This is a genomic window from Pseudomonas sp. HN2-3, from assembly GCF_020691745.1.
Taxonomy (GTDB): Bacteria; Pseudomonadota; Gammaproteobacteria; order Pseudomonadales; family Pseudomonadaceae; genus Aquipseudomonas; species Aquipseudomonas capeferrum.
The window spans coordinates 4,784,733-4,804,712 of record NZ_CP085704.1 but is presented as its reverse complement, the minus strand read 5'-3'; the positions used below and the strand labels follow the sequence as shown (position 1 = coordinate 4,804,712).

The following is a 19,980-nucleotide window of genomic DNA, read 5'->3' as shown; positions in this document are numbered from 1 at the left end:
TGAGCCTTGGCGCGCGAGAATCGCGCTAGAATCGGGTCGACCTTGATACAGGACGACCCCGTGAGCTCCAGCATTTTCTGGCACGACTACGAAACCACTGGCATCAACCCGCGCTGCGACCGGCCACTGCAGGTGGCCGGTGTACGCACCGATTTCGACCTCAACGAGATCGAAGAACCGATCAGCCTCTTTTGCAACCCCTCCGACGACATCCTGCCGCACCCGGCCGCCTGCCTGGTAACCGGTATCACCCCGCAGCAACTGCAAGCCCAGGGGCTGTGCGAAGCCGAGTTCATGACCCGCGTGCACGAGCAACTGGCGCGCCCTGGCACCTGTGGTGCCGGCTACAACACCTTGCGTTTCGACGATGAGGTGACGCGTTACAGCCTGTACCGCAACTTTTTTGACCCTTACGCCCGTGAATGGCAGGGCGGCAACAGCCGCTGGGACCTGATCGACATCGTGCGCACGGCCTATGCACTGCGCCCTGAAGGCATCGAGTGGCCGCAGCAGGATGGCCGCACCAGCCTGCGCCTGGAACTGCTCAGCAAAGCCAATGGCATCGACCATGGCCATGCCCACGAAGCACTTTCCGACGTGCGGGCCACCATTGCCCTGGCGCGCTTGATTCGGCAAAAACAACCGAAGTTGTATGAGTGGCTGTTTCAGTTGCGCAGCAAACATAAAGTGATGGAGCAGATTCGTTTGTTGCAGCCACTGGTCCATATCTCTGGGCGATTTTCGGCGGCACGTAATTACCTGGGGGTGGTCCTGCCGTTGGCGTGGCACCCGCGCAATCGCAATGCCCTGATTGTCTGCGACCTGCATCAGGAAACCCTACCGTTAATACGGGAAAGTGCCGAAGTTCTTCGCCAGCGCTTGTATACCCGGCATGAAGATCTGGCAGAAGGTGAATTACCCGTTCCGCTTAAATTGGTGCAAATCAACCGTTGCCCGGTGCTGGCACCGCTCTCGGTATTGCGCCCGGCCGATCAACAGCGCCTGGGTGTGGACTTGACGTTGTTACAATGGCGCGGCGAGCAATTGGCCAATCAACAGGCGGACTGGCAAGACAAGCTGGCGCACATTTATGGCAATGATGATTTCGCCCCGAGTGAAGACCCTGAACAACAGTTGTATGACGGTTTTCTAGGGGACCGCGACCGCCGTTTGTGCGAGCAAGTTCGCACGCTGGAACCTGCGCAGTTGGGCCAGGGGCACTGGATGTTCGATGACCCGCGCATGCCTGAACTGTTGTTCCGTTATCGGGCACGCAACTTCCCTGACACCTTGAATAGCGAAGAGCGCCAGCGCTGGTATGCATTCTGTCAGCAACGTCTGAGCGACCCCCAGTGGGGCGCGCCGAATACCCTGGGTGATTTCGAGCAGGCGCGCCAGCGTGCCTGGGAAAGCGCCGACGAGGCGGGCCGCCGGGTATTGGACGCCTGGCAGGAACACGCCAGTAAACTGAAGACACAATTTGCAATTGCGCGCTGAGTGGACAAACAAAAACGCCGGCATCGAGCCGGCGTTTTTGTTGCGTCAAGCAATGTGAGCGTGCGGACTATCAGTCCAGCAGGGTCGCCCAGCTTTCAACCACGTCACCACCCCACTTGGCTTTCCATTCTTTCAGGGTCTTGTGGTTGCCGCCTTTGGTTTCGATCACTTCACCATTGTGCGGGTTCTTGTATTGTTTGACCTTGCGCGCACGCTTAGTGGCGGTGACCTTGACCGCGCCACGTGGCGCCTTGCTCAGTTTCGACTCTGGGTCGAGCAGGGCAATCACATCACGCAGCGACTTGGAGTACTCGCCCATCAGCGTGCGCAGTTTGCCTTCGAACTCCAGCTCTTGCTTCAGCTTGTCATCCTGGGACAGGTTGGCCAGGCGGGCCTGAAGTTCCTTGATGGCTTCTTCGGTGGCGCGGTACTCGTTAATCAGGGACATGGAGTGTTCCTTTAATACGTGTTCAGAAATGTGTGGGCCAATAATAGACAGGCCATACTCGCAAGTAAACATGGAATTGGGCAATTAACTGTTAATTAAGCTGTGACAACATTTCTCCACGTGAACAAAAATTTACATAAGCCCCTGCATTTTGTCATGGCGATGCGCGGCGGCGTGCCGTGTGTGTGGGCAGGTGCGCACAAGACGCGCCGTGCAATCCATACTGCGTTTTTTCTGGCGGGCCGCTAGAATGAGCGCCTTTGCGAAGTTCTGGAGTCTCATTCATGCGCACCTATCGTCTGGTGATCGCCTGCCCCGACCGTGTTGGCATCGTGGCGAAAGTCAGTAATTTCCTGGCCTTGTACAATGGCTGGATCAACGAAGCCAGCCACCACTCCGATGAACAGAGTGGTTGGTTCTTCATGCGTCATGAAATCCGTGCCGAATCCCTGCCATTCGGTATCGAGGCATTCCGCGAGGCGTTTGCGCCGATCGCCGAAGAGTTCTCCATGACCTGGCGGGTGACCGACTCGGCGCAGAAAAAGCGCGTGGTGCTGATGGCCAGCCGCGAATCCCATTGCCTGGCCGATCTGCTGCACCGCTGGCACACCGACGAGCTGGATTGCGATATCCCGTGCGTGGTGTCCAACCACAATGACCTGCGCAGCATGGTCGAGTGGCACGGCATTCCGTTCTTCCATGTGCCGGTCGACCCCAAGGACAAGGCGCCAGCTTTCGCCGAAGTGTCGCGCCTGGTTCAGGAGCACGCTGCCGATGTGGTGGTGCTGGCCCGCTACATGCAAATCCTGCCACCGCAGCTGTGCCAGGACTACGCTGAAAAAGTGATCAACATCCACCACAGCTTCCTGCCGTCGTTCGTCGGTGCCAAGCCCTACCATCAAGCGGCCCTGCGCGGCGTGAAGCTGATCGGTGCAACTTGCCACTACGTGACCGAAGAGCTGGATGCCGGCCCGATCATCGAACAGGACGTGGTCCGTGTCAGCCATGCCGACAGCATCGAAGACATGGTGCGCTTCGGCCGTGATGTCGAGAAGATGGTGCTGGCCCGCGGCCTGCGTTATCACTTGGAAGACCGCGTGCTGGTGCATGGCAACAAGACGGTGGTGTTCGACTGACAGCGACACGGGGCTGCGTAGCAGCCCCGGCAATCCCTGAGTGAAACGCCATGGCCGACCCCCGCGACAAAGCCACCGCCTCACCCCCGCCAACCCTCGGCGAGGGCTGCCTGGCCCGCTATGACCCCGAGGCCCTGAGCGACGCCGACGGCACCGACTTCCCCGGTGCTGCCGAGCTCTGGCGCCAGCTCAACCCGCCTGACGCCGCCAGCGTTCCAGCAACGGACGCGCCAGCAGGCAGACAAACACCGGCCCCCCCGCCAGCAGATAAAAGTAGTAAGTGACCGCACGCCAGATCACGATCGCCGCAGCCGCTGTCGAACTGCCCACCAAGGGCGTCAGCAGGCTTGCCGAGGTCAGCTCGGCAGCCCCCGCGCCGCCTGGCAGCAGGCTGAACTGGCCAGCACTGAGCGAGAGCATCTGTACCAGAAAGCTGGGGATCCACGACAGTTCCACGCCCAAACCCTTGAGCACCAGGTACAGCACGCTGTAGCGCAGGCCCCAATGCACGCAGGTCAGCGTGAACACCAGCGCCAGGGTGCGTTTGGGCAGGCGCCAGGTCTGGGCCAGGGCGTCGATGAAGTGCAGCAGCTTGCGCGCCCAGCGGCGTTTACGGCATTCGGACATGCCCAGGCGGCGCAACAGGCGCCCATTGAAGCGCATCATGGCGCGCCGGTAGCGCAGCAGCCCCAGCACCACGACCAACGCCGAGCACAGCAGCAGCGCGCTGCCCAGCAACATGCTTTGCTGGCTGTGCCCCAGGCTGTGAAACAACGCATAGCCGGCAATCGCCAGCATCGCGCAGAAGAAGAACAGCAGGTCGTTCAGCTGGTCCATGGCGAACACCGCGCCGCTGCGCGCCGGGCCGATGCGGTCCCGCGCCAGCAGGGCCATCAGGGTCAGCGGGCCGCCGCTGCCGCCCGGGGTGGTGCAGATGGCGAACTCGGTGGCCATGACCACGCCGAGGCTGCGCAGGTACTTGAGCTGAGCACCTTGCTGGCCGAGCAGCAGGCGCAGGCGCAGGGCATTTATCACCCAGCACAGCAGGATCATGCCCAGCAGCGTCAGCAACAGGCCGGGGTCGAAGCGTTGAAGCCTGGGCAGCAATTCGCTACCGCCCAGCACTATCGGCACCAGCACGGCGCCCAGCAGTGCCAGGCCCAGCCAGCCCAGGCGGTTCATGCGCTGGCCTGGCCGTCCAGCCAGGCGGACTTGGTCAACGGCACACGGCCCTGTGCCAACAGTGCGCGCAAGGTGCGTAGCCAGTATTCGCGCGACGCCTTGTGGCGCATGTCCACCGGGTGCAGGCCCAGGCGCACGGTGCCGGCTTCACGCCAACGCCGGCATTGCCAGTCGCAAAGCATCTTCGATAGCCCTCGACGCCAAGCACTGCGGGCGCTCCAGACCAGCCCGGGGGCTTCGATGGCGGTGAAGTCCGGCAGGCGGTACAGGTGCTGCGGTGTGCTGGTATAGCGCAGCGGCAGCTGGCGCAATGCCTGGCGCGTGCCTTCGCTCATCAGCCAGGCCGGGGCGACGAAGCCGGCAACCGGCCAGCCTTGCCGGTCGAAAACTGCCAGCCCTTGCTCCAGGCGCTGCAGGGCCTGCTGCTGATCAAGCCCATAGAACTCGCCCTCGTGGGTATAGATGCGGCGCATGAAGAACGCGCCGGGGCTGCGCGGTGGCGTGCCGTCGTCGGCATGGTAGAAACCATGCAGCGCCAGCTCGTCACCCAGCGCCAGGCGCCGTTCGAGCAGGCGGCAGAAGGTTGGCGAGCGGTGCAGGGGGTTGCGGTGGTGAAAGTCCGGCACCACCAGCCAAGTCATGGGCACACCGCCCATCTCATCGATGGCCTGGACGAAGGGTTGGTAGTCGGGCCAGGTCTCGGGGGCGATGTCGTGCAGCACCAGCATTAGGCTGCGGGGGGCGCTGGCGTTTTCAGCCATGGGCGCGCACCAGCGGTTGGTGGCCGAGCACCGCCTGGTAATGCTGCAGCAAGCCGGCCACCACGTTGTCCCATGAATAATGCTGCTCGACATGGCGGCGGGCCTGGCTGCCGAGCGTGCGCACGCCCTCTTCGAACACCTGGCGCACGGCCTGCGCCATGGCTGTGCCGTCGTTGGCCTGGCACAGCCGCCCGCACTGTTCGTTGACGATTTCGCCAAAGGCGCCGGCGCGCACCGCCACCACCGGCGTGGCGCTGGCCATGGCTTCGAGAATGACCAGGCCGAAGGTTTCCTGGTCGCCGGCATGCACCAGCAGGTCGGCACTGGCCATCAGCCTGGCGACCTCTTGCGGTGGGCAGAAGTGGTCGATCACACTGACGTTATCCGGCACATTGACCGGCATGTTGGAGCCGACCAGCAGCAGGTGATAAGGGCGGCCAAGGCGCTGCATGCAGTCGAGCAGCACCGGCAGGTTCTTCTCCCGCGAGCCACGGCCGGCGTAGATCAACAGGCGGCTGGTGTCGGCAATCCCCAGTTCGGCGCGCAGGTGCGGGTCGCGGTGCTCGGGGTTGAAGGTGGCCAGGTCCACACCCAGGCGTTGCACGTGCACGTCACGGATGCCCAGGCGGCGCAGTTTGTCGGCCATCACCTGGCTGGGCGCCAGCACCCGGTCGAAGTTGCCGTACAGCTTGCTGACATAGGCCTCGACATTGGGCGTGAACCAGTTGCCCATGCGGTTGCTGACCAGCAGCGGCAAGTCGGAGTGGTAGAAACCGATCACCGGTACGTCGAGCTGGCGGCGTGCCTCCAGGGCAGCCCAGGCGGTCAGGTAAGGGTCGCCGACTTCGATCAGGTCGGGTTTGAGGTTACGCAGCACATTGCACCAGGGCGCCAGACGCACCGGGAAGCGGTAGCCGTTGCCGAAGGGCAGGGGCGGCGCGGGCACCTGGTAGATGCCATCGGCGTGTTGCGCGCTGGCGCCGGGGATCAACAGGCTGTGGCGCACGCCTTGCAGGGCATCGAGGCGGCGGTGTTTGGCATCAAGATAGGTACGCACGCCGCCGCTGGCGGGGGCGTAGAACATGGTGATGTCGGCGATGTGCACGATCAGCATCCCTCCGGGATCGTCTTCGGGTCTGTCATCCGGCCGTAATGGGCCGGCGATGACACGCCTAAAGGTTGACCTTTCAGAAGGATAGTTTGTTCGATCGAGGTTGGCTGGGGGTGAACCTGCTCCCATCAGGTTGCAGTGGGAGCGGGTTCACTCGCGAAGCAGGCGGGTCAGATGCGGAAGCTGCCAACCAGGTGTTTCAGGCGCGAAGCCTGTTGCTCCAGGTCCGAACAGGCGCGCAGGGTGGCCTGCAGGTTCTCCACGCCCTCCTGGTTGAGCATGTTGATCTCGTTGATGTCCATGTTGATCGCCTCGACCACGGCGGTCTGTTCTTCGGTGGCGGTGGCCACCGACTGGTTCATGCCGTCGATCTCGCCGATGCGCACGGTCACGCTGTCCAGGCGTTCGCCGGCCTGGTTGGCGATCTGCACGCTGTCCTGGCTATGGCGCTGGCTCTGGCCCATGGTGTCGACCGACTCGCGGGCACCAACCTGCAACTCTTCGATCATGGTCTGCACCTGCTGCGCCGACTCCTGGGTGCGGTGCGCGAGGTTGCGCACTTCGTCGGCGACCACGGCAAAGCCACGCCCGGCTTCACCGGCGCGGGCGGCTTCGATCGCCGCGTTCAAGGCCAGCAGGTTGGTCTGCTGGGAGATGCTGGTGATGACTTCGAGAATCTGGCCGATGTTGACGGTCTTGCTGTTGAGCGTCTCGATGTGTGCACTGGAGGTGACGATCAGGTCGGACAGCCGGTTCATCGCCGCAATGTTGCGTTCCACCACTTGCTGGCCTTCTTCGGCCAGCAAGCGGGCGGAGCTGGCATGTTGCGAAGCCTGGGCGGCGTTACCGGCGATTTCCTGGGCGGCGGCGCCCAGTTCGTTGATGGCGGCGGCGACGCTGTTGGTGCGGTTGGATTGCTCGTCGGAGTTGGTCATCGACGAGTTCGAGGCGCTGATCACGCGCAGGGCCACTTCATTGACCTGTTCGGTGGCCGACGACACTTCGCGGATCGAGCCGTGGATGCGCTCAACAAAGCGGTTGAAAGCGGTGCCCAGGATGCCGAACTCGTCGTGGTTGTGGATGCGCAGGCGTTTGGTCAGGTCACCTTCGCCTTCGGCGATGTCTTCCATGGCGCGGGTCATGGTCAGCAGCGGTTGCATCAGCACGCGAATCAGCAGGCCGAGCAGGCCGATGATGATGACCACCGCAACCAGCGTGGCGATCACCGCCGAGGTGCGGAAGGTGCTGAGCATGGAGAAGGCTTTGTCCTTGTCCACCGACAGGCCGATGTACCAGTTGGCCGACGGCAGGCCTTTGATCGGGGTGAAGGTCAGCAGGCGGGTCTGGCCCTGGGCCTGGACTTCTGTCAGCTCACCGGACAGCGTCGGTGTGTGCTGCGGGAACAGGTCCGACAGCGATTTCATCACCAGGTCCTTGTCCGGGTGAACCAGGATCTTGCCTTGGTCGTTGACCAGGAACGCGTAGCCCATGCCGCCGAAGTTCAGCGAGTTGATGATCTCGACCAGGCCATCGAGGGCCAGGTCGCCACCGACCACGCCCACGCTGTTGGAGACTTTGCTGAGGATGCCAATGACCATCTTGTTGGTGGTCATGTCGATGTACGGCTCGGTCAGGGTTGCACCGGAGGCGTTCATGCCGTCCTTGTACCAGGGGCGAGTACGTGGGTCGTAGCCGTCGGGCATCTTCGCGTCCGGGCGCACGCTGAAACCACCGTCGACCTTGCCCAGGTACACCGTGAGGAAGCTGGTGATCAGGGCATTTTGCCCCATCAGGGTTTCGGCGTCATTGGGGGCCTGGGCAATGTTCTGTGCCAGGTTCTCTACCAGCTTGATACGGCCTTCGAACAGGTTGCGAATATTGGTCGAAGTGGACTCGCCCATTTCAGCCAGATAGTTCTCCAGGTCCTCCCTGATCGCATTGCGCTGGAGATAATCGTTGTAGAGGGTGAAGAGGCTGAAGGCAAGCATCACGATCAGTGACGCGGCCACGAGAATCTTGTGGCTGAAACGAAGGCTTTTGTTCATGGTGTAATCGGTTCCGCTAAGGTTTTATCGGGCGTTCGCACGAATACATCTGCAAGACAGTGCAACATCCCGGGAAGTCCTAGTTGGGTTGTTACTGTGTTCTAGGCGAATATCACCCCGAGGTATCGGCCGATACGCGGCAAAGCTTGAGAAGAGGATGAAAGAAGATGTCAGATCCTTCGCAAATTGTTGTAGGAGCGGGCCTTGATGGCCAGCCTGTCCATCAAGCCATGCGCCTCGCCAACCGCCACGGCCTGGTCGCTGGGGCCACCGGCACCGGCAAGACCGTCACCTTGCAGCACCTTGCCGAAGTGTTCAGTGATGCCGGCGTGGCGGTGTTCGCGGCCGACGTCAAAGGCGACCTGTGTGGCCTGGGCGCGGCGGGCGCGCCGCAGGGCAAAGTGGCCGAGCGCATTGCCGGCATGCCGTGGTTGGGGCATGCACCGCAGGCTTACCCGGTGAGCTTGTGGGATATCGCCGGGGAGTCCGGCCACCCGTTGCGCACCACCCTCAGCGAAATGGGGCCGCTGCTGCTGGGCAACCTGCTTGAGCTGACCGACAGCCAGCAGGCGGCCTTGTATGCAGCGTTCAAGGTGGCGGACCGAGAAGGCTTGCTGTTGCTCGACCTCAAGGACCTCAAGGCGCTGCTTGCGCACCTGAAGGACAACCCGCAGATGCTGGGTGAAGACAGCGCGTTGATGACCAGCGCGTCCACCCAGGCCTTGCTGCGTCGCCTGGCGACCCTGGAACAGCAAGGCGCCGAGGCGCTGTTCGGTGAGCCTGCGTTGCAGCTCGAAGACTTGTTGCGCCCTGGCAGCGACGGCCGTGGGCGTATCCACTTGCTCGATGCCAGCCGGCTGGTGCATGAGGCACCGAAGGTGTATGCCACCTTCCTGCTGTGGCTGTTGGCGGAGTTGTTCGAACAGTTGCCCGAGCGCGGCGATGCCGACAAGCCGGTATTGGCGCTGTTCTTCGATGAAGCGCACTTGTTGTTCAATGGCACGCCCAAGGCGTTGCAGGACCGCCTGGAGCAGGTGGTCAGGCTGATTCGCTCCAAGGGCGTGGGCGTCTACTTCGTCACTCAGTCGCCGGGCGACCTGCCCGATGCGGTGCTGGCCCAGTTGGGCCTGCGTATCCAGCATGGGTTGCGTGCATTCACCGCCAAAGAGCAGAAGTCGCTGCGGGCCGTGGCCGATGGCTTTCGCCCCAACCCCGCGTTCGACAGCCTGGCGGTGCTGACCGAGCTGGGTATCGGTGAGGCCTTGGTGGGTACGCTGGAGGATAAGGGCACGCCCGCGATGGTGCAGCGGGTGCTGATCGCACCGCCGCAATCGCGCATTGGGCCACTGAGTGCCGCTGAGCGCAGTGCATTGATTGCTTCGTCGCCGCTGGTTGGGCGCTATGACAAGCCGGTTGACCGTGAGTCGGCCTACGAAATGCTCACCCAGCGCAAAGGCGAGCCTGTGGAGCCTGCACCCGTGCCTAAGGCCGATGAGGAGAGCTTTGCCGACAAGGCCGGTGACTTCTTGCAGAGTGCGGCAGGGCAGGCGATCAAGTCTGCGGTGCGCCAAGCGGCCAATCAGTTGGGGCGGCAGTTGGTGCGCGGGTTGATGGGGTCGTTGCTGGGTGGCAAGAAGCGCTAGTGAGGCGCATGAAAAAGGCGCCCGAAGGCGCCTTTTTCTACAGCGGTACCGCTCAGCCGATCGCCTTGGACGCCAGCCAGAACAGGCCAGCTGCCAAGCCCATCGAGGCTGGCAGGGTCAGTACCCAGGCCAGCAGGATGGTCTTCACGGTGCCGCCTTGCAGGCCGCTCTTGTTGGCGACCATGGTGCCGGCGACGCCGGATGACAACACATGGGTGGTCGATACCGGCAGGCTGAACACGTTGGCCATGCCGATGGCGCAGGCTGCGGTGATCTGCGCCGACATGCCTTGGGCATAGGTCATGCCCTGCTTGCCGATTTTCTCGCCAACCGTCAGTACCACGCGCTTCCAGCCGACCATGGTGCCCAGGCCCAGAGCCAGGGCAACGGCCACGATCACCCAGAACGGTGCATATTCAGTGGTGGCGGTGAGGTCTTTGCGCAGCTTCTCCAGGTCGGCCTTTTCACGGGCATCCAGGCCTGGCAGCTTGCCGACCTTTTTCGCTGTGTCATCCAGGCAGAGCAGGTAGCGGCGCACTTCAACGCGCTTGTCGGCTTCCAGGGTGTGGTAGTCGGTCACACCCTTGAGCGAAGCCTGCAGGGCCGCGATGGTCGGCTCGGTCTGCTGCGGGTTGCAGCTGAACTGCTCTGGCAGGTCGGTCGACTTGGCCTTGCCCAGTGCCAGGAACTCACCCAGGGTGGCGGCGTTGCGCTCGTAGAACTGGCTCATGTGCAAGGTGGCGTCGCGGGTGCGCTCGATCTGATAAGTGGTGCTGTTCAGGTCGAGTACGAACTTGGCCGGTACGATACCGATCAGCACCAGCATGATCAGGCCGATACCTTTCTGACCATCGTTGGAGCCGTGCACGAAGCTCACGCCCATGGCCGAAATCACCAGTACCAGGCGGTTCCAGAAGGGAGGGTGCTTCTTGTCGTCGAGCTTGCGACGCTGTTCGGGCGTCTTGTGCATCTTCGACAGCGGGCGCCACCATTTCAGGCCGAGCAGCACCAGCGCCGCGACGGCAAAGCCGGCCATTGGCGAGACCACCAGCGACATGGCGATGTCGATCGCCTTCTGCCAGTTGACGCCATCGCCCAGCGGGATGTCGTTGATCAGGGCATTGGCCAGGCCAACACCGAGGATCGAGCCGATCAGGGTGTGCGAGCTGGACGCAGGGATACCGAAGTACCAGGTGCCCAGGTTCCAGGTGATGGCCGCAGCCAGCAGCGAGAAGACCATGGCCAGGCCGTGTCCGGTGTTCACATTGATCAGCAGCTCTACCGGCAACAGGTGAACGATGGCATAGGCCACCCCGACACCACCGAGCAGAACGCCAAGGAAGTTGAACACGCCGGAGAAGAACACGGCGAGGTGCGGCGGCATGGCTTTGGTATAGATGACGGTAGCTACCGCGTTGGCGGTGTCATGAAAGCCATTGATGAACTCGAAGGCGAGTACGAAGGTCAAGGCGAGCAGCAGGCTCACCAACACCCAGGCATCCAGTCCGCTGAATAAATCGATCATGAAGGTTGTCTGGCGGTCATAGGGGGGCGCGATTATGCCAGAAAACCTTGGCAATCGATGCACCTGCGACAGACCGATGGCAGGTATCCAGGTGCGACCAGCAAGCGCAATACCGCGCTATCTGGCAAAGAACTGTCCGATAAAAAACGAGAAATATCACTAAAATCGGCAAATATCTGGAAAACGTGCGACGTGGCATTCATTCAAACGGTCGTATGAAATTTGTGTAATTCCATTTCATCTACGACCTCTGGGTAAAGATCGACCGCGCCCGGGCTTGCCGGGCGACGACGCGGATGGCGTGAACCTGGCGCTCAGGGCTTGTCGCTGCGCAGGTCCTTTTCCATTTTTTCCAGTTCCTGGTTGAACGCCTGGTCGCGCACGCTGGCACGCTTGCGCCACGGTTTGCGCTCCGGGTCCGGTTGAGCGGCGTACGTGGTGACTTCACCACCGTAAACATCCTTGTAACGTTCAGCCTGGCGCTCGAGCTCTGCGCGCAGTTCATCTTTCGTCACAGTAGTACCTGAGTAAGTTGAGTTAAGACTGTTGTTGTTTGCTGTACAGCGTACCCCTGTGCATACAAAGACGGCACATGGAAAGCTGCGGGGATGCCATACAGGGCCTGCACACACATGGGTTGAAGCGAAGTGCTGATTACAGCGGTGTGTTCCATTACCCCAGCATCGGGCATTCAACCAAATTGATTATAGCAACCGACCCTTCTTCGAACAGGGGTATTTATGCGGGCCTGACAATGCCGGTCGAAGTTGTCGGTTTCATTCGGCAATGTCTTACGACGTGCGTATAACTTTGAAGGGCGGCAAGGGCAAAAGTTCGTTGCCACGCACACGCGAGGAGGGGAAGTAAAAACGGCCTCGCACAGGGCGAGGCCGTTGCCTGGGACTTCTACGGTGGGTACCTGACCAGTCTCTCCAAAGAAGCCACAAGTGGCAGGAGAAAGGTATAAGCAAAAGTGTCAGCGGTCAATTGCGATTATCGGCCGTTCGTTCGATAATCGCACGAACCAGCGATTTTTTTGAGGTGAGCGATGAGCGACGAAACACCGGCCAACGAATCTGCCAACCCAGAGTCGGCACGCCCTGCCGCCCCCGCGCTGGCGCCGCCGATCGTGGCATCGCCGGCCAAGCGTATTCAGGCGTTTACCGGCGACCCGGACTTCATGACCTCGCTCGCCCGGGGGCTGGCGGTGATTCAGGCGTTCCAGGAGCGCAAGCGCCACCTGACCATCGCCCAGATCAGCCACCGCACCGAGATTCCTCGTGCGGCGGTACGCCGCTGCCTGCACACGCTGATCAAGCTGGGGTATGCGACGACCGACGGGCGCACCTATTCGCTGTTGCCCAAGGTGCTGACATTGGGCCATGCGTACCTTTCGTCGACGCCCTTGGCGATTTCCGCCCAGCCGTACCTGGACCGCATCAGTGACCAACTGCACGAGGCGGCCAACATGGCCACTCTTGAAGGCGACGACATCCTTTATATAGCCCGCTCGGCAACCGTGGAGCGGCTGATCTCGGTCGACCTGTCGGTAGGCGGGCGATTACCGGCGTATTGCACGTCGATGGGGCGTATCCTGCTGGCGGCGATGGATGACACCAGCCTGCGCGAGTACCTGGACCGGGCTGATCTCAAGGCGCGCACCAGCCGCACTTTGAATGATGCCGAATCGTTGTTTGCCTGCATCCAGCAAGTGCGTGCCCAGGGCTGGTGCGTAGTGGACCAGGAGCTGGAACAAGGGCTACGCTCCATTGCCGTGCCGATCTATGACGCGTCGGGGCAGGTGCTGGCAGCATTGAATGTCAGTACCCATGTCGGGCGGGTAACGCGTAGCGAGCTGGAACAGCGCTTCTTGCCGATCCTGTTGGCGGCCAGTCGGGATCTTTGCCACCAGTTGTTTGGTTGACGCGCGCAGGGGGCAACCCCCTGCATGCCCCATTATCGAACACGCCCGCCGTTTCCTGTTCGATAAACGCACAATGTCGCTCCCAGCGAATTGCGTCCGCCCCGTCTGCTGATTAATGTCTCTCGCAACGGTCGGCTGTGCCGACCGAACAAGAAAAACTCGAGAGGCACACACCATGACTGCTGTCCCATCGCTGCTGCGGCCGCACCCGCACGCAGTACTGTTGTATCCAGGCTGAAGCAGGCCACCATCATCCTATTACCCAACCCTGTACTTGCGCCCTGAGTGCAGCGGCATGGCTGTGCCCTAATTCTGGATAACAACAATGAACCAACCACACACCAACGTCGGCAGTTGCCTCGACGTTCAGTCGTTCATCAACGATCAGCCGCTGTCCCGCTATCAATGGCGGGTGGTGTTGCTGTGCTTTCTGATTGTCTTCCTCGATGGCCTGGATACGGCCGCCATGGGCTTCATCGCCCCGGCCCTGTCGCAGGAGTGGGGTATCGACCGCGCCAGCCTCGGCCCGGTCATGAGTGCCGCGTTGATCGGCATGGTGTTCGGTGCCTTGGGATCTGGGCCGCTGGCCGACCGTTTCGGGCGCAAGGGCGTGCTGGTTGGCGCGGTGCTGGTGTTCGGCGGCTTCAGCCTGGCCTCGGCCTACGCGACCAATGTCGATCAGTTGCTGATCCTGCGCTTCTTGACCGGGCTCGGGCTGGGCGCGGGTATGCCCAATGCCACCACGCTGCTTTCCGAGTACACCCCTGAGCGCCTCAAGTCGCTGCTGGTGACCAGCATGTTCTGTGGTTTCAACCTGGGCATGGCTGGTGGTGGCTTCATTTCCGCGAAGATGATCCCGGCCTACGGTTGGCACAGCCTGCTGGTGATCGGTGGCGTGCTGCCGCTGCTGCTGGCGGTGGTGCTGATGGTCTGGCTGCCGGAGTCGGCGCGGTTCCTGGTGGTGCGTAACCGCGGCACGGACAAGGTGCGCAAGACCCTCGCGCCGATTGCGCCGCAGGTGGTGGCCCAGGCGGCCAGCTTCAGCGTGCCGGAGCAGAAGGCGGTGGCTGCGCGCAGCGTGTTTGCGGTGATCTTCTCCGGTACCTACGGGCTGGGCACCATGCTGTTGTGGCTGACCTATTTCATGGGCTTGGTGATTGTCTACCTGCTGACCAGCTGGCTGCCGACGCTGATGCGTGACAGTGGTGCCAGCATGGAAGAGGCGGCCTTCATCGGCGCGTTGTTCCAGTTCGGTGGCGTGCTGAGTGCGGTGGGCGTGGGCTGGGCCATGGACCGCTTCAACCCGCACAAGGTCATCGGCATTTTCTACCTGCTGGCCGGGGTATTCGCCTACGCCGTTGGGCAGAGCCTGGGCAACATCACCTTGCTCGCCACCTTGGTGCTGATCGCAGGCATGTGCGTCAACGGCGCCCAGTCGGCGATGCCGTCGTTGGCAGCACGCTTTTACCCAACCCAAGGGCGTGCCACGGGCGTCTCGTGGATGCTGGGCATCGGCCGCTTTGGCGCAATTCTCGGCGCCTGGAGTGGGGCGACGCTGCTGGGCCTGGGCTGGAACTTCGAGCAGGTGCTGACGGCATTGCTGGTGCCGGCTGCATTGGCAACGGTGGGGGTGATTGTGAAAGGGATGGTCAGCCACGCGGACGCGACCTGAGCAGCGCTGGAAAGTGGAGGGTCAGGGTGACAAATAGTTCGATAATCGCACGGATAGTCGATTATCGGATTGTCACCGACCTGCCAGCCTCCTTAATCTGAACTCACTGATGCACCCTGACCAGGAGTCTCCAAAATCATGCGTGACGTATTTATCTGTGATGCCATCCGCACCCCGATCGGGCGCTTCGGCGGCGCCCTGGCCGGCGTGCGCGCCGATGACCTGGCGGCTGTGCCGCTGAAGGCGCTGATCGAGCGCAACCCGTCGGTGCAGTGGGACCAAGTCGACGAAGTGTTCTTCGGTTGCGCCAACCAGGCTGGCGAAGATAACCGCAACGTGGCGCGCATGGCGCTGCTGTTGGCAGGCCTGCCCGAGAGCATCCCAGGCGTGACCCTCAACCGCCTGTGCGCATCGGGCATGGATGCCATCGGCACGGCGTTCCGCGCCATCGCCAGTGGCGAAATGGAGCTGGCCATCGCCGGTGGTGTCGAGTCGATGTCGCGTGCGCCTTTTGTCATGGGCAAGGCCGAGAGCGGTTACTCGCGCAACATGAAGCTTGAGGACACCACCATTGGCTGGCGCTTCATCAACCCGTTGATGAAAAGCCAGTATGGCGTGGACTCGATGCCGGAAACTGCCGACAACGTTGCCGACGATTACCAGGTCTCCCGCGCTGACCAGGATGCCTTTGCCGTGCGCAGCCAGCAGAAGGCCGCAGCGGCCCAGGCAGCTGGGTTCTTTGCCGAAGAGATCGTGCCGGTGCGCATTGCCCACAAGAAGGGCGAGACCGTGGTCGAGCGCGACGAGCACCTGCGCCCGGAAACAACCCTTGAAGCCTTGACCAAGCTCAAACCGGTCAATGGCCCGGACAAGACGGTCACCGCTGGCAACGCGTCGGGCGTCAACGATGGCGCGGCGGCGTTGATTCTGGCCTCGGCCGAGGCGGTAAAAAAACATGGCCTGACCCCACGCGCCCGGGTACTGGGCATGGCCAGCGCCGGTGTGGCGCCACGGGTGATGGGCATCGGCCCGGTACCGGCGGTGCGCAAGCTGACCGAGCGCCTGGGCGTGGCGGTGGCTGATTTCGATGTGATCGAGCTCAACGAGGCGTTTGCCAGCCAGGGCCTGGCGGTGCTGCGCGAGCTGGGTGTGGCGGACGATGCGCCGCAGGTGAACCCTAATGGCGGCGCGATTGCCCTAGGCCACCCGCTGGGCATGAGCGGTGCGCGTTTGGTGCTGACGGCGCTGCATCAGTTGGAGAAGAGTGGCGGACGTAAAGGCCTGGCCACCATGTGCGTGGGCGTGGGCCAAGGTTTGGCGCTGGCTATCGAACGAGTTTGACCACTACCGGCCTCTTCGTGGGGCAAGTCGGATCGCCGCACCGCTGCCCCCACGGCGGACCACGCATTCTCTGTGGGAGCGGCGGTGCAGCGATTCGATTTGCCCCGCGAAGAGGCCGGTACTGTAAGACACAAGGCCAATTGCCAGCCTGCGAGCGGAACGAGTGTGTTACTAGGTATGTCTAGACTTACCTAGGACCCTCCAGGAGTAAAACCACCATGACCTCAACCTATTACACCGGCGAAGAGCGCAGCAAGCGCATCTTCGCTATCGTCGGTGCCTCTTCGGGCAACCTGGTGGAATGGTTCGACTTCTACGTCTACGCCTTCTGCGCGATCTACTTCGCCCCGGCCTTCTTCCCCTCCGACGACCCCACCGTACAGTTGCTCAACACCGCCGGCGTGTTTGCCGCGGGCTTCCTGATGCGCCCCATCGGTGGCTGGATCTTCGGCCGCCTGGCCGACCGCCATGGCCGCAAGAACTCGCTGATGATCTCGGTGCTGATGATGTGCGCCGGGTCCTTGATGATCGCCTGCCTGCCCACCTACGCCAGCATTGGTACCTGGGCACCCGCGCTGCTGTTGCTCGCCCGCCTGATCCAGGGCCTTTCGGTGGGTGGCGAGTACGGCACCACCGCCACTTACATGAGCGAAGTGGCGCTGCGCGGCCAGCGCGGCTTCTTCGCCTCGTTCCAGTACGTGACCTTGATCGGCGGCCAGTTGCTGGCCGTGCTGGTGGTGGTGATCCTGCAGCAACTGCTGACAGAGGACGAGTTGCGTGCCTGGGGCTGGCGCATTCCGTTCGTGGTCGGCGCCGTGGCCGCACTGATCTCGCTGATGCTGCGCCGCTCGCTGCACGAAACCAGCAATGCCGAAACCCGCAATGACAAAGATGCCGGTTCGATCAGCGGGCTGTTCCGCAACCACACCGCAGCGTTCATCACCGTGCTGGGTTACACCGCGGGCGGGTCGCTGATTTTCTACACCTTCACCACCTACATGCAGAAGTACCTGGTCAATACGGCCGGCATGAACGCCAAGAACGCCAGCTACGTGATGACCGGCGCGCTGTTCCTGTTCATGATCCTGCAGCCGTTCTTCGGCATGTTGTCCGACCGGATTGGCCGGCGTAATTCCATGCTGCTGTTCGGCGCCTTGGGCACGCTGTTCACCGTGCCCCTGCTGATGGCGCTGAAGACCGTGACCAGCCCGTTCCTGGCCTTCGTGCTGATCAGCCTGGCCTTGTGTATCGTCAGTTTCTACACCTCGATCAGCGGCCTGGTAAAAGCGGAGATGTTCCCGCCGCAGGTGCGCGCGCTGGGTGTCGGCCTGGCCTATGCAGTGGCCAACGCGATGTTCGGGGGTTCTGCCGAATACGTGGCGCTGGGCCTGAAGACGCTGGGCATGGAAAACACCTTTTACTGGTACGTGACGGGCATGATGGCGATAGCCTTCCTGTTCAGCCTGCGCCTGCCGAAGCAGGCCGCGTACCTGCACCATGACGATTAAGGACCTGCAATGACGTACCGTGCGGACAACCAGCTGTTCGATGCCTACTTCACCGCGCCGGCCATGCGCGAGATCTTCTCCGACCGCGGCCGCCTGCAGGGCATGCTCGATTTCGAGGCTGCCCTGGCCCGCGCCGAAGCGGCCGCCGGGCTGGTGCCGCACAGCGCGGTGGCGGCCATCGAGGCCGCCTGCAAGGCCGAGCGTTACGACACCCGCGCCCTGGCTGATGCCATCGCCAGCGCTGGCAACTCGGCCATCCCACTGGTGAAGGCGCTGGGCAAGGTGATCGCCAGCGGCGTACCCGAGGCCGAGCGCTATGTGCACCTGGGCGCCACCAGCCAGGACGCCATGGACACCGGGCTGGTACTGCAACTGCGCGATGCCCTCGATCTCATCGAAGCGGACCTTGGCCAACTGGCCGAGACCTTGTCGCGCCAGGCCTTGCAGCATGCCGATACGCCCCTGGTGGGGCGCACCTGGCTGCAGCACGCCACGCCGGTCACCCTGGGCATGAAGCTGGCCAGTGTGCTGGGCGCGCTGACCCGCCATCGCCAACGCCTGCAGGAGCTGCGCCCGCGCCTGCTGTGCCTGCAGTTTGGCGGTGCTTCGGGCAGCCTGGCGGCATTGGGCAGCAAGGCCATGCCGGTAGCCGAGGGCTTGGCCGAGCAGCTCAAGCTGCACTTGCCTGAGCAGCCTTGGCACACCCAGCGCGACCGCCTGGTGGAATTTGCCTCGGTATTGGGCCTGATCGCCGGCAGCCTGGGCAAATTCGGCCGCGATATCAGCCTGCTGATGCAGACCGAGACGGGCGAGGTGTTCGAGCCTTCCGCGCCGGGCAAAGGTGGCTCGTCAACCATGCCGCACAAGCGCAACCCGGTGGGCGCCGCCGTGCTGATCGGTGCCGCCACCCGTGTGCCTGGCCTGGTGTCGACGCTGTTTGCCGCCATGCCTCAAGAACATGAACGCAGCCTCGGCCTGTGGCATGCCGAATGGGAAACCCTGCCGGATATCTGCTGCCTGGTGTCCGGCGCCCTGCGCCAGGCCCAGGTGATCGCCGAAGGCATGCAGGTGGACGCCGAGCGCATGCGCCGCAACCTCGACCTGACCCAGGGCCTGGTGCTGGCCGAAGCCGTCAGCATCGTCCTGGCCCAGCGCCTGGGCCGTGACCGCGCCCACCATCTGCTCGAGCAGTGCTGCCAGCGTGCCGTCGCCGAGCAGCGCCACCTGCGCGCGGTGCTTGGTGACGAGCCGCACGTCAGCGCCGAACTGTCGGCGGAAGAACTCGATCGTTTGCTCGACCCTGCCCATTACCTCGGCCAGGCCCGCGTCTGGGTGGCGCGCGCCGTGGCTGAACATCAACGTTTCACTGCCTGAAGGAGACTGCTGTGGCGCATTTGCAACTGGCCGATGGCGTACTGAACTATCAAATCGATGGCCCGGCGGATGCTCCGGTGCTGGTGTTGTCCAATTCCTTGGGTACCGATCTGGGTATGTGGGACACGCAGATTCCGCTGTGGAGCGAGCACTTGCGCGTGTTGCGTTATGACACCCGCGGCCATGGCGCCTCGCTGGTCACCGCAGGCCCTTACAGCATCGAGCAATTGGGCCGCGATGTGCTTGCCCTGCTCGATGGCCTGGACATCCAGAAAGCGCACTTCGTCGGGCTGTCGATGGGCGGCCTGATCGGCCAGTGGCTGGGGATCAACGCAGGCGAGCGCCTGCACAGCCTTACCCTGTGCAACACCGCGGCCAAGATCGGCAGTGACGAGGTCTGGAACCCGCGCATCGACACCGTGCTCAAGGGCGGCCAGCAGGCCATGGTTGCCCTGCGCGATGCCTCCATTGCGCGCTGGTTTACCCCAGGCTTCGCCCAGACGCAGCCCGAGCAGGCCCAGCGTATCTGCCAGATGCTGGCGCAGACCACGCCTGAGGGCTATGCAGCCAACTGCGCTGCGGTGCGCGACGCCGACTACCGCGAGCACGTGCAGCGTATCCAGGTGCCGACCTTGATCGTTGCCGGTACCGAAGACGTGGTGACCACCCCTGAGCATGGCCGCTTCATGCAGGCTGCCATCCAGGGCGCCGACTATGTCGACTTCCCGGCTGCGCACCTGTCCAACGTCGAGATTGGCGAGCGCTTCAGCCGCCGAGTGCTCGACTTCCTGCTGGCTCACGGAGGATAACGCC

The 19,980-nt window shown here is 62.8% G+C and carries 16 protein-coding genes and 2 pseudogenes; 10 read left to right on the top strand and 8 right to left on the bottom strand.

Annotated elements, in window-relative coordinates; genetic code table 11:
- The first annotated feature begins 60 nt into the window (after positions 1 to 60).
- On the top strand, positions 61 to 1,497 hold the full coding sequence (gene sbcB / locus LJX93_RS21760) for an exodeoxyribonuclease I (protein WP_162525070.1): 1,437 nt from the start codon (positions 61 to 63) through the stop codon (positions 1,495 to 1,497).
- Between the two features lie 70 nt (positions 1,498 to 1,567).
- Here the strand turns inward: sbcB and mvaT are convergent, their stop codons facing one another.
- On the bottom strand, positions 1,568 to 1,945 hold the full coding sequence (gene mvaT / locus LJX93_RS21755; protein WP_033702773.1) for a histone-like nucleoid-structuring protein MvaT: 378 nt from the start codon (positions 1,943 to 1,945) through the stop codon (positions 1,568 to 1,570).
- A 284-nt stretch (positions 1,946 to 2,229) separates the two neighbouring features.
- Between mvaT and purU the strand changes: the two genes are divergently transcribed.
- Both purU and LJX93_RS21745 read left to right on the top strand, forming a co-directional pair.
- Complete coding sequence (gene purU / locus LJX93_RS21750; RefSeq protein WP_033702772.1) at positions 2,230 to 3,081, top strand: formyltetrahydrofolate deformylase; 852 nt, start codon at positions 2,230 to 2,232, stop codon at positions 3,079 to 3,081.
- 50 nt (positions 3,082 to 3,131) lie between these two features.
- The gene (locus LJX93_RS21745) at positions 3,132 to 3,365 is read left to right on the top strand and encodes a hypothetical protein (protein ID WP_077068743.1); all 234 of its coding nucleotides are present in this window, start codon (positions 3,132 to 3,134) and stop codon (positions 3,363 to 3,365) included.
- On the opposite strand, the gene LJX93_RS21740 is transcribed toward LJX93_RS21745, so the two are convergent.
- From LJX93_RS21740 to LJX93_RS27540, 5 genes and pseudogenes are all read right to left on the bottom strand, one after another.
- The gene (locus LJX93_RS21740; protein WP_033702771.1) at positions 3,271 to 4,263 is read right to left on the bottom strand and encodes a lysylphosphatidylglycerol synthase transmembrane domain-containing protein; all 993 of its coding nucleotides are present in this window, start codon (positions 4,261 to 4,263) and stop codon (positions 3,271 to 3,273) included. The two genes, LJX93_RS21745 and LJX93_RS21740, sit on opposite strands and share 95 nt — an antisense overlap.
- A complete protein-coding gene (locus tag LJX93_RS21735) occupies positions 4,260 to 5,024 on the bottom strand; it encodes a DUF2334 domain-containing protein (protein WP_033702770.1) in 765 nt (254 codons plus the stop codon). Before LJX93_RS21735 ends, LJX93_RS21740 begins: the two co-directional genes overlap by 4 nt.
- Positions 5,017 to 6,138, bottom strand: a complete 1,122-nt coding sequence (locus LJX93_RS21730; RefSeq protein WP_033702769.1) for a glycosyltransferase family 4 protein — start codon at positions 6,136 to 6,138, stop codon at positions 5,017 to 5,019. The genes LJX93_RS21735 and LJX93_RS21730 overlap by 8 nt, the downstream gene beginning before the upstream one ends.
- Positions 6,139 to 6,305: 167 nt before the next feature.
- Positions 6,306 to 6,902: pseudogene (locus tag LJX93_RS27545) on the bottom strand (methyl-accepting chemotaxis protein); the annotation flags it as partial.
- A gap of 309 nt (positions 6,903 to 7,211) precedes the next feature.
- A pseudogene (locus tag LJX93_RS27540) lies at positions 7,212 to 8,036 on the bottom strand (cache domain-containing protein); the annotation flags it as partial.
- A gap of 311 nt (positions 8,037 to 8,347) precedes the next feature.
- Here LJX93_RS27540 and LJX93_RS21720 point away from each other — a divergent pair.
- A complete protein-coding gene (locus tag LJX93_RS21720) occupies positions 8,348 to 9,823 on the top strand; it encodes a helicase HerA-like domain-containing protein (RefSeq protein WP_033702767.1) in 1,476 nt (491 codons plus the stop codon).
- A gap of 52 nt (positions 9,824 to 9,875) precedes the next feature.
- On the opposite strand, the gene LJX93_RS21715 is transcribed toward LJX93_RS21720, so the two are convergent.
- Positions 9,876 to 11,348 carry an inorganic phosphate transporter gene (locus tag LJX93_RS21715; protein ID WP_033702766.1) on the bottom strand — a complete coding sequence of 491 codons (1,473 nt, stop codon included), beginning with the start codon at positions 11,346 to 11,348 and terminating at the stop codon, positions 9,876 to 9,878.
- 314 nt (positions 11,349 to 11,662) lie between these two features.
- Positions 11,663 to 11,863: a hypothetical protein gene (locus LJX93_RS21710; RefSeq protein WP_033702765.1), complete on the bottom strand. Its 201-nt coding sequence runs from the start codon at positions 11,861 to 11,863 to the stop codon at positions 11,663 to 11,665.
- 533 nt (positions 11,864 to 12,396) lie between these two features.
- On the opposite strand from LJX93_RS21710, the gene pcaR reads away from it, so the two are divergent.
- The 6 genes from pcaR to pcaD all read left to right on the top strand — a co-directional run bounded on the left by pcaR (position 12,397) and on the right by pcaD (position 19,976).
- Positions 12,397 to 13,272: a pca regulon transcriptional regulator PcaR gene (gene pcaR, locus LJX93_RS21705; RefSeq protein ID WP_050506164.1), complete on the top strand. Its 876-nt coding sequence runs from the start codon at positions 12,397 to 12,399 to the stop codon at positions 13,270 to 13,272.
- Positions 13,273 to 13,597: 325 nt separating this feature from the next.
- Positions 13,598 to 14,944 (top strand): MFS transporter, encoded by a 1,347-nt coding sequence (locus tag LJX93_RS21700; RefSeq protein WP_033702764.1) that lies wholly within the window; start codon positions 13,598 to 13,600, stop codon positions 14,942 to 14,944.
- Between the two features lie 135 nt (positions 14,945 to 15,079).
- Positions 15,080 to 16,285, top strand: a complete 1,206-nt coding sequence (pcaF, locus tag LJX93_RS21695; protein WP_177326516.1) for a 3-oxoadipyl-CoA thiolase — start codon at positions 15,080 to 15,082, stop codon at positions 16,283 to 16,285.
- Positions 16,286 to 16,503: 218 nt separating this feature from the next.
- Positions 16,504 to 17,793, top strand: coding sequence for an MFS family transporter (locus LJX93_RS21690; protein ID WP_033702762.1), 1,290 nt, complete (start codon positions 16,504 to 16,506; stop codon positions 17,791 to 17,793).
- Between the two features lie 9 nt (positions 17,794 to 17,802).
- Complete coding sequence (locus LJX93_RS21685) at positions 17,803 to 19,167, top strand: 3-carboxy-cis,cis-muconate cycloisomerase (protein ID WP_033702761.1); 1,365 nt, start codon at positions 17,803 to 17,805, stop codon at positions 19,165 to 19,167.
- A gap of 11 nt (positions 19,168 to 19,178) precedes the next feature.
- Entirely contained in the window at positions 19,179 to 19,976 is a 798-nt protein-coding gene (gene pcaD / locus LJX93_RS21680) for a 3-oxoadipate enol-lactonase (protein WP_227696410.1), read from the top strand.
- Positions 19,977 to 19,980: the final 4 nt, after the last annotated feature.

Coding starts and splice junctions, on each gene's coding strand:
- LJX93_RS21690 (WP_033702762.1), top strand. CDS start 16,504: ATGACCTCAACCTATTACACCGGCGAAGAGCGCAGCAAGCGCATCTTC.
- mvaT (WP_033702773.1), bottom strand. CDS start 1,945: ATGTCCCTGATTAACGAGTACCGCGCCACCGAAGAAGCCATCAAGGAA.
- purU (WP_033702772.1), top strand. CDS start 2,230: ATGCGCACCTATCGTCTGGTGATCGCCTGCCCCGACCGTGTTGGCATC.
- LJX93_RS21735 (WP_033702770.1), bottom strand. CDS start 5,024: ATGGCTGAAAACGCCAGCGCCCCCCGCAGCCTAATGCTGGTGCTGCAC.
- LJX93_RS21720 (WP_033702767.1), top strand. CDS start 8,348: ATGTCAGATCCTTCGCAAATTGTTGTAGGAGCGGGCCTTGATGGCCAG.
- LJX93_RS21730 (WP_033702769.1), bottom strand. CDS start 6,138: ATGCTGATCGTGCACATCGCCGACATCACCATGTTCTACGCCCCCGCC.
- LJX93_RS21700 (WP_033702764.1), top strand. CDS start 13,598: ATGAACCAACCACACACCAACGTCGGCAGTTGCCTCGACGTTCAGTCG.
- LJX93_RS21745 (WP_077068743.1), top strand. CDS start 3,132: ATGGCCGACCCCCGCGACAAAGCCACCGCCTCACCCCCGCCAACCCTC.
- LJX93_RS21715 (WP_033702766.1), bottom strand. CDS start 11,348: ATGATCGATTTATTCAGCGGACTGGATGCCTGGGTGTTGGTGAGCCTG.
- pcaR (WP_050506164.1), top strand. CDS start 12,397: ATGAGCGACGAAACACCGGCCAACGAATCTGCCAACCCAGAGTCGGCA.
- LJX93_RS21685 (WP_033702761.1), top strand. CDS start 17,803: ATGACGTACCGTGCGGACAACCAGCTGTTCGATGCCTACTTCACCGCG.
- LJX93_RS21740 (WP_033702771.1), bottom strand. CDS start 4,263: ATGAACCGCCTGGGCTGGCTGGGCCTGGCACTGCTGGGCGCCGTGCTG.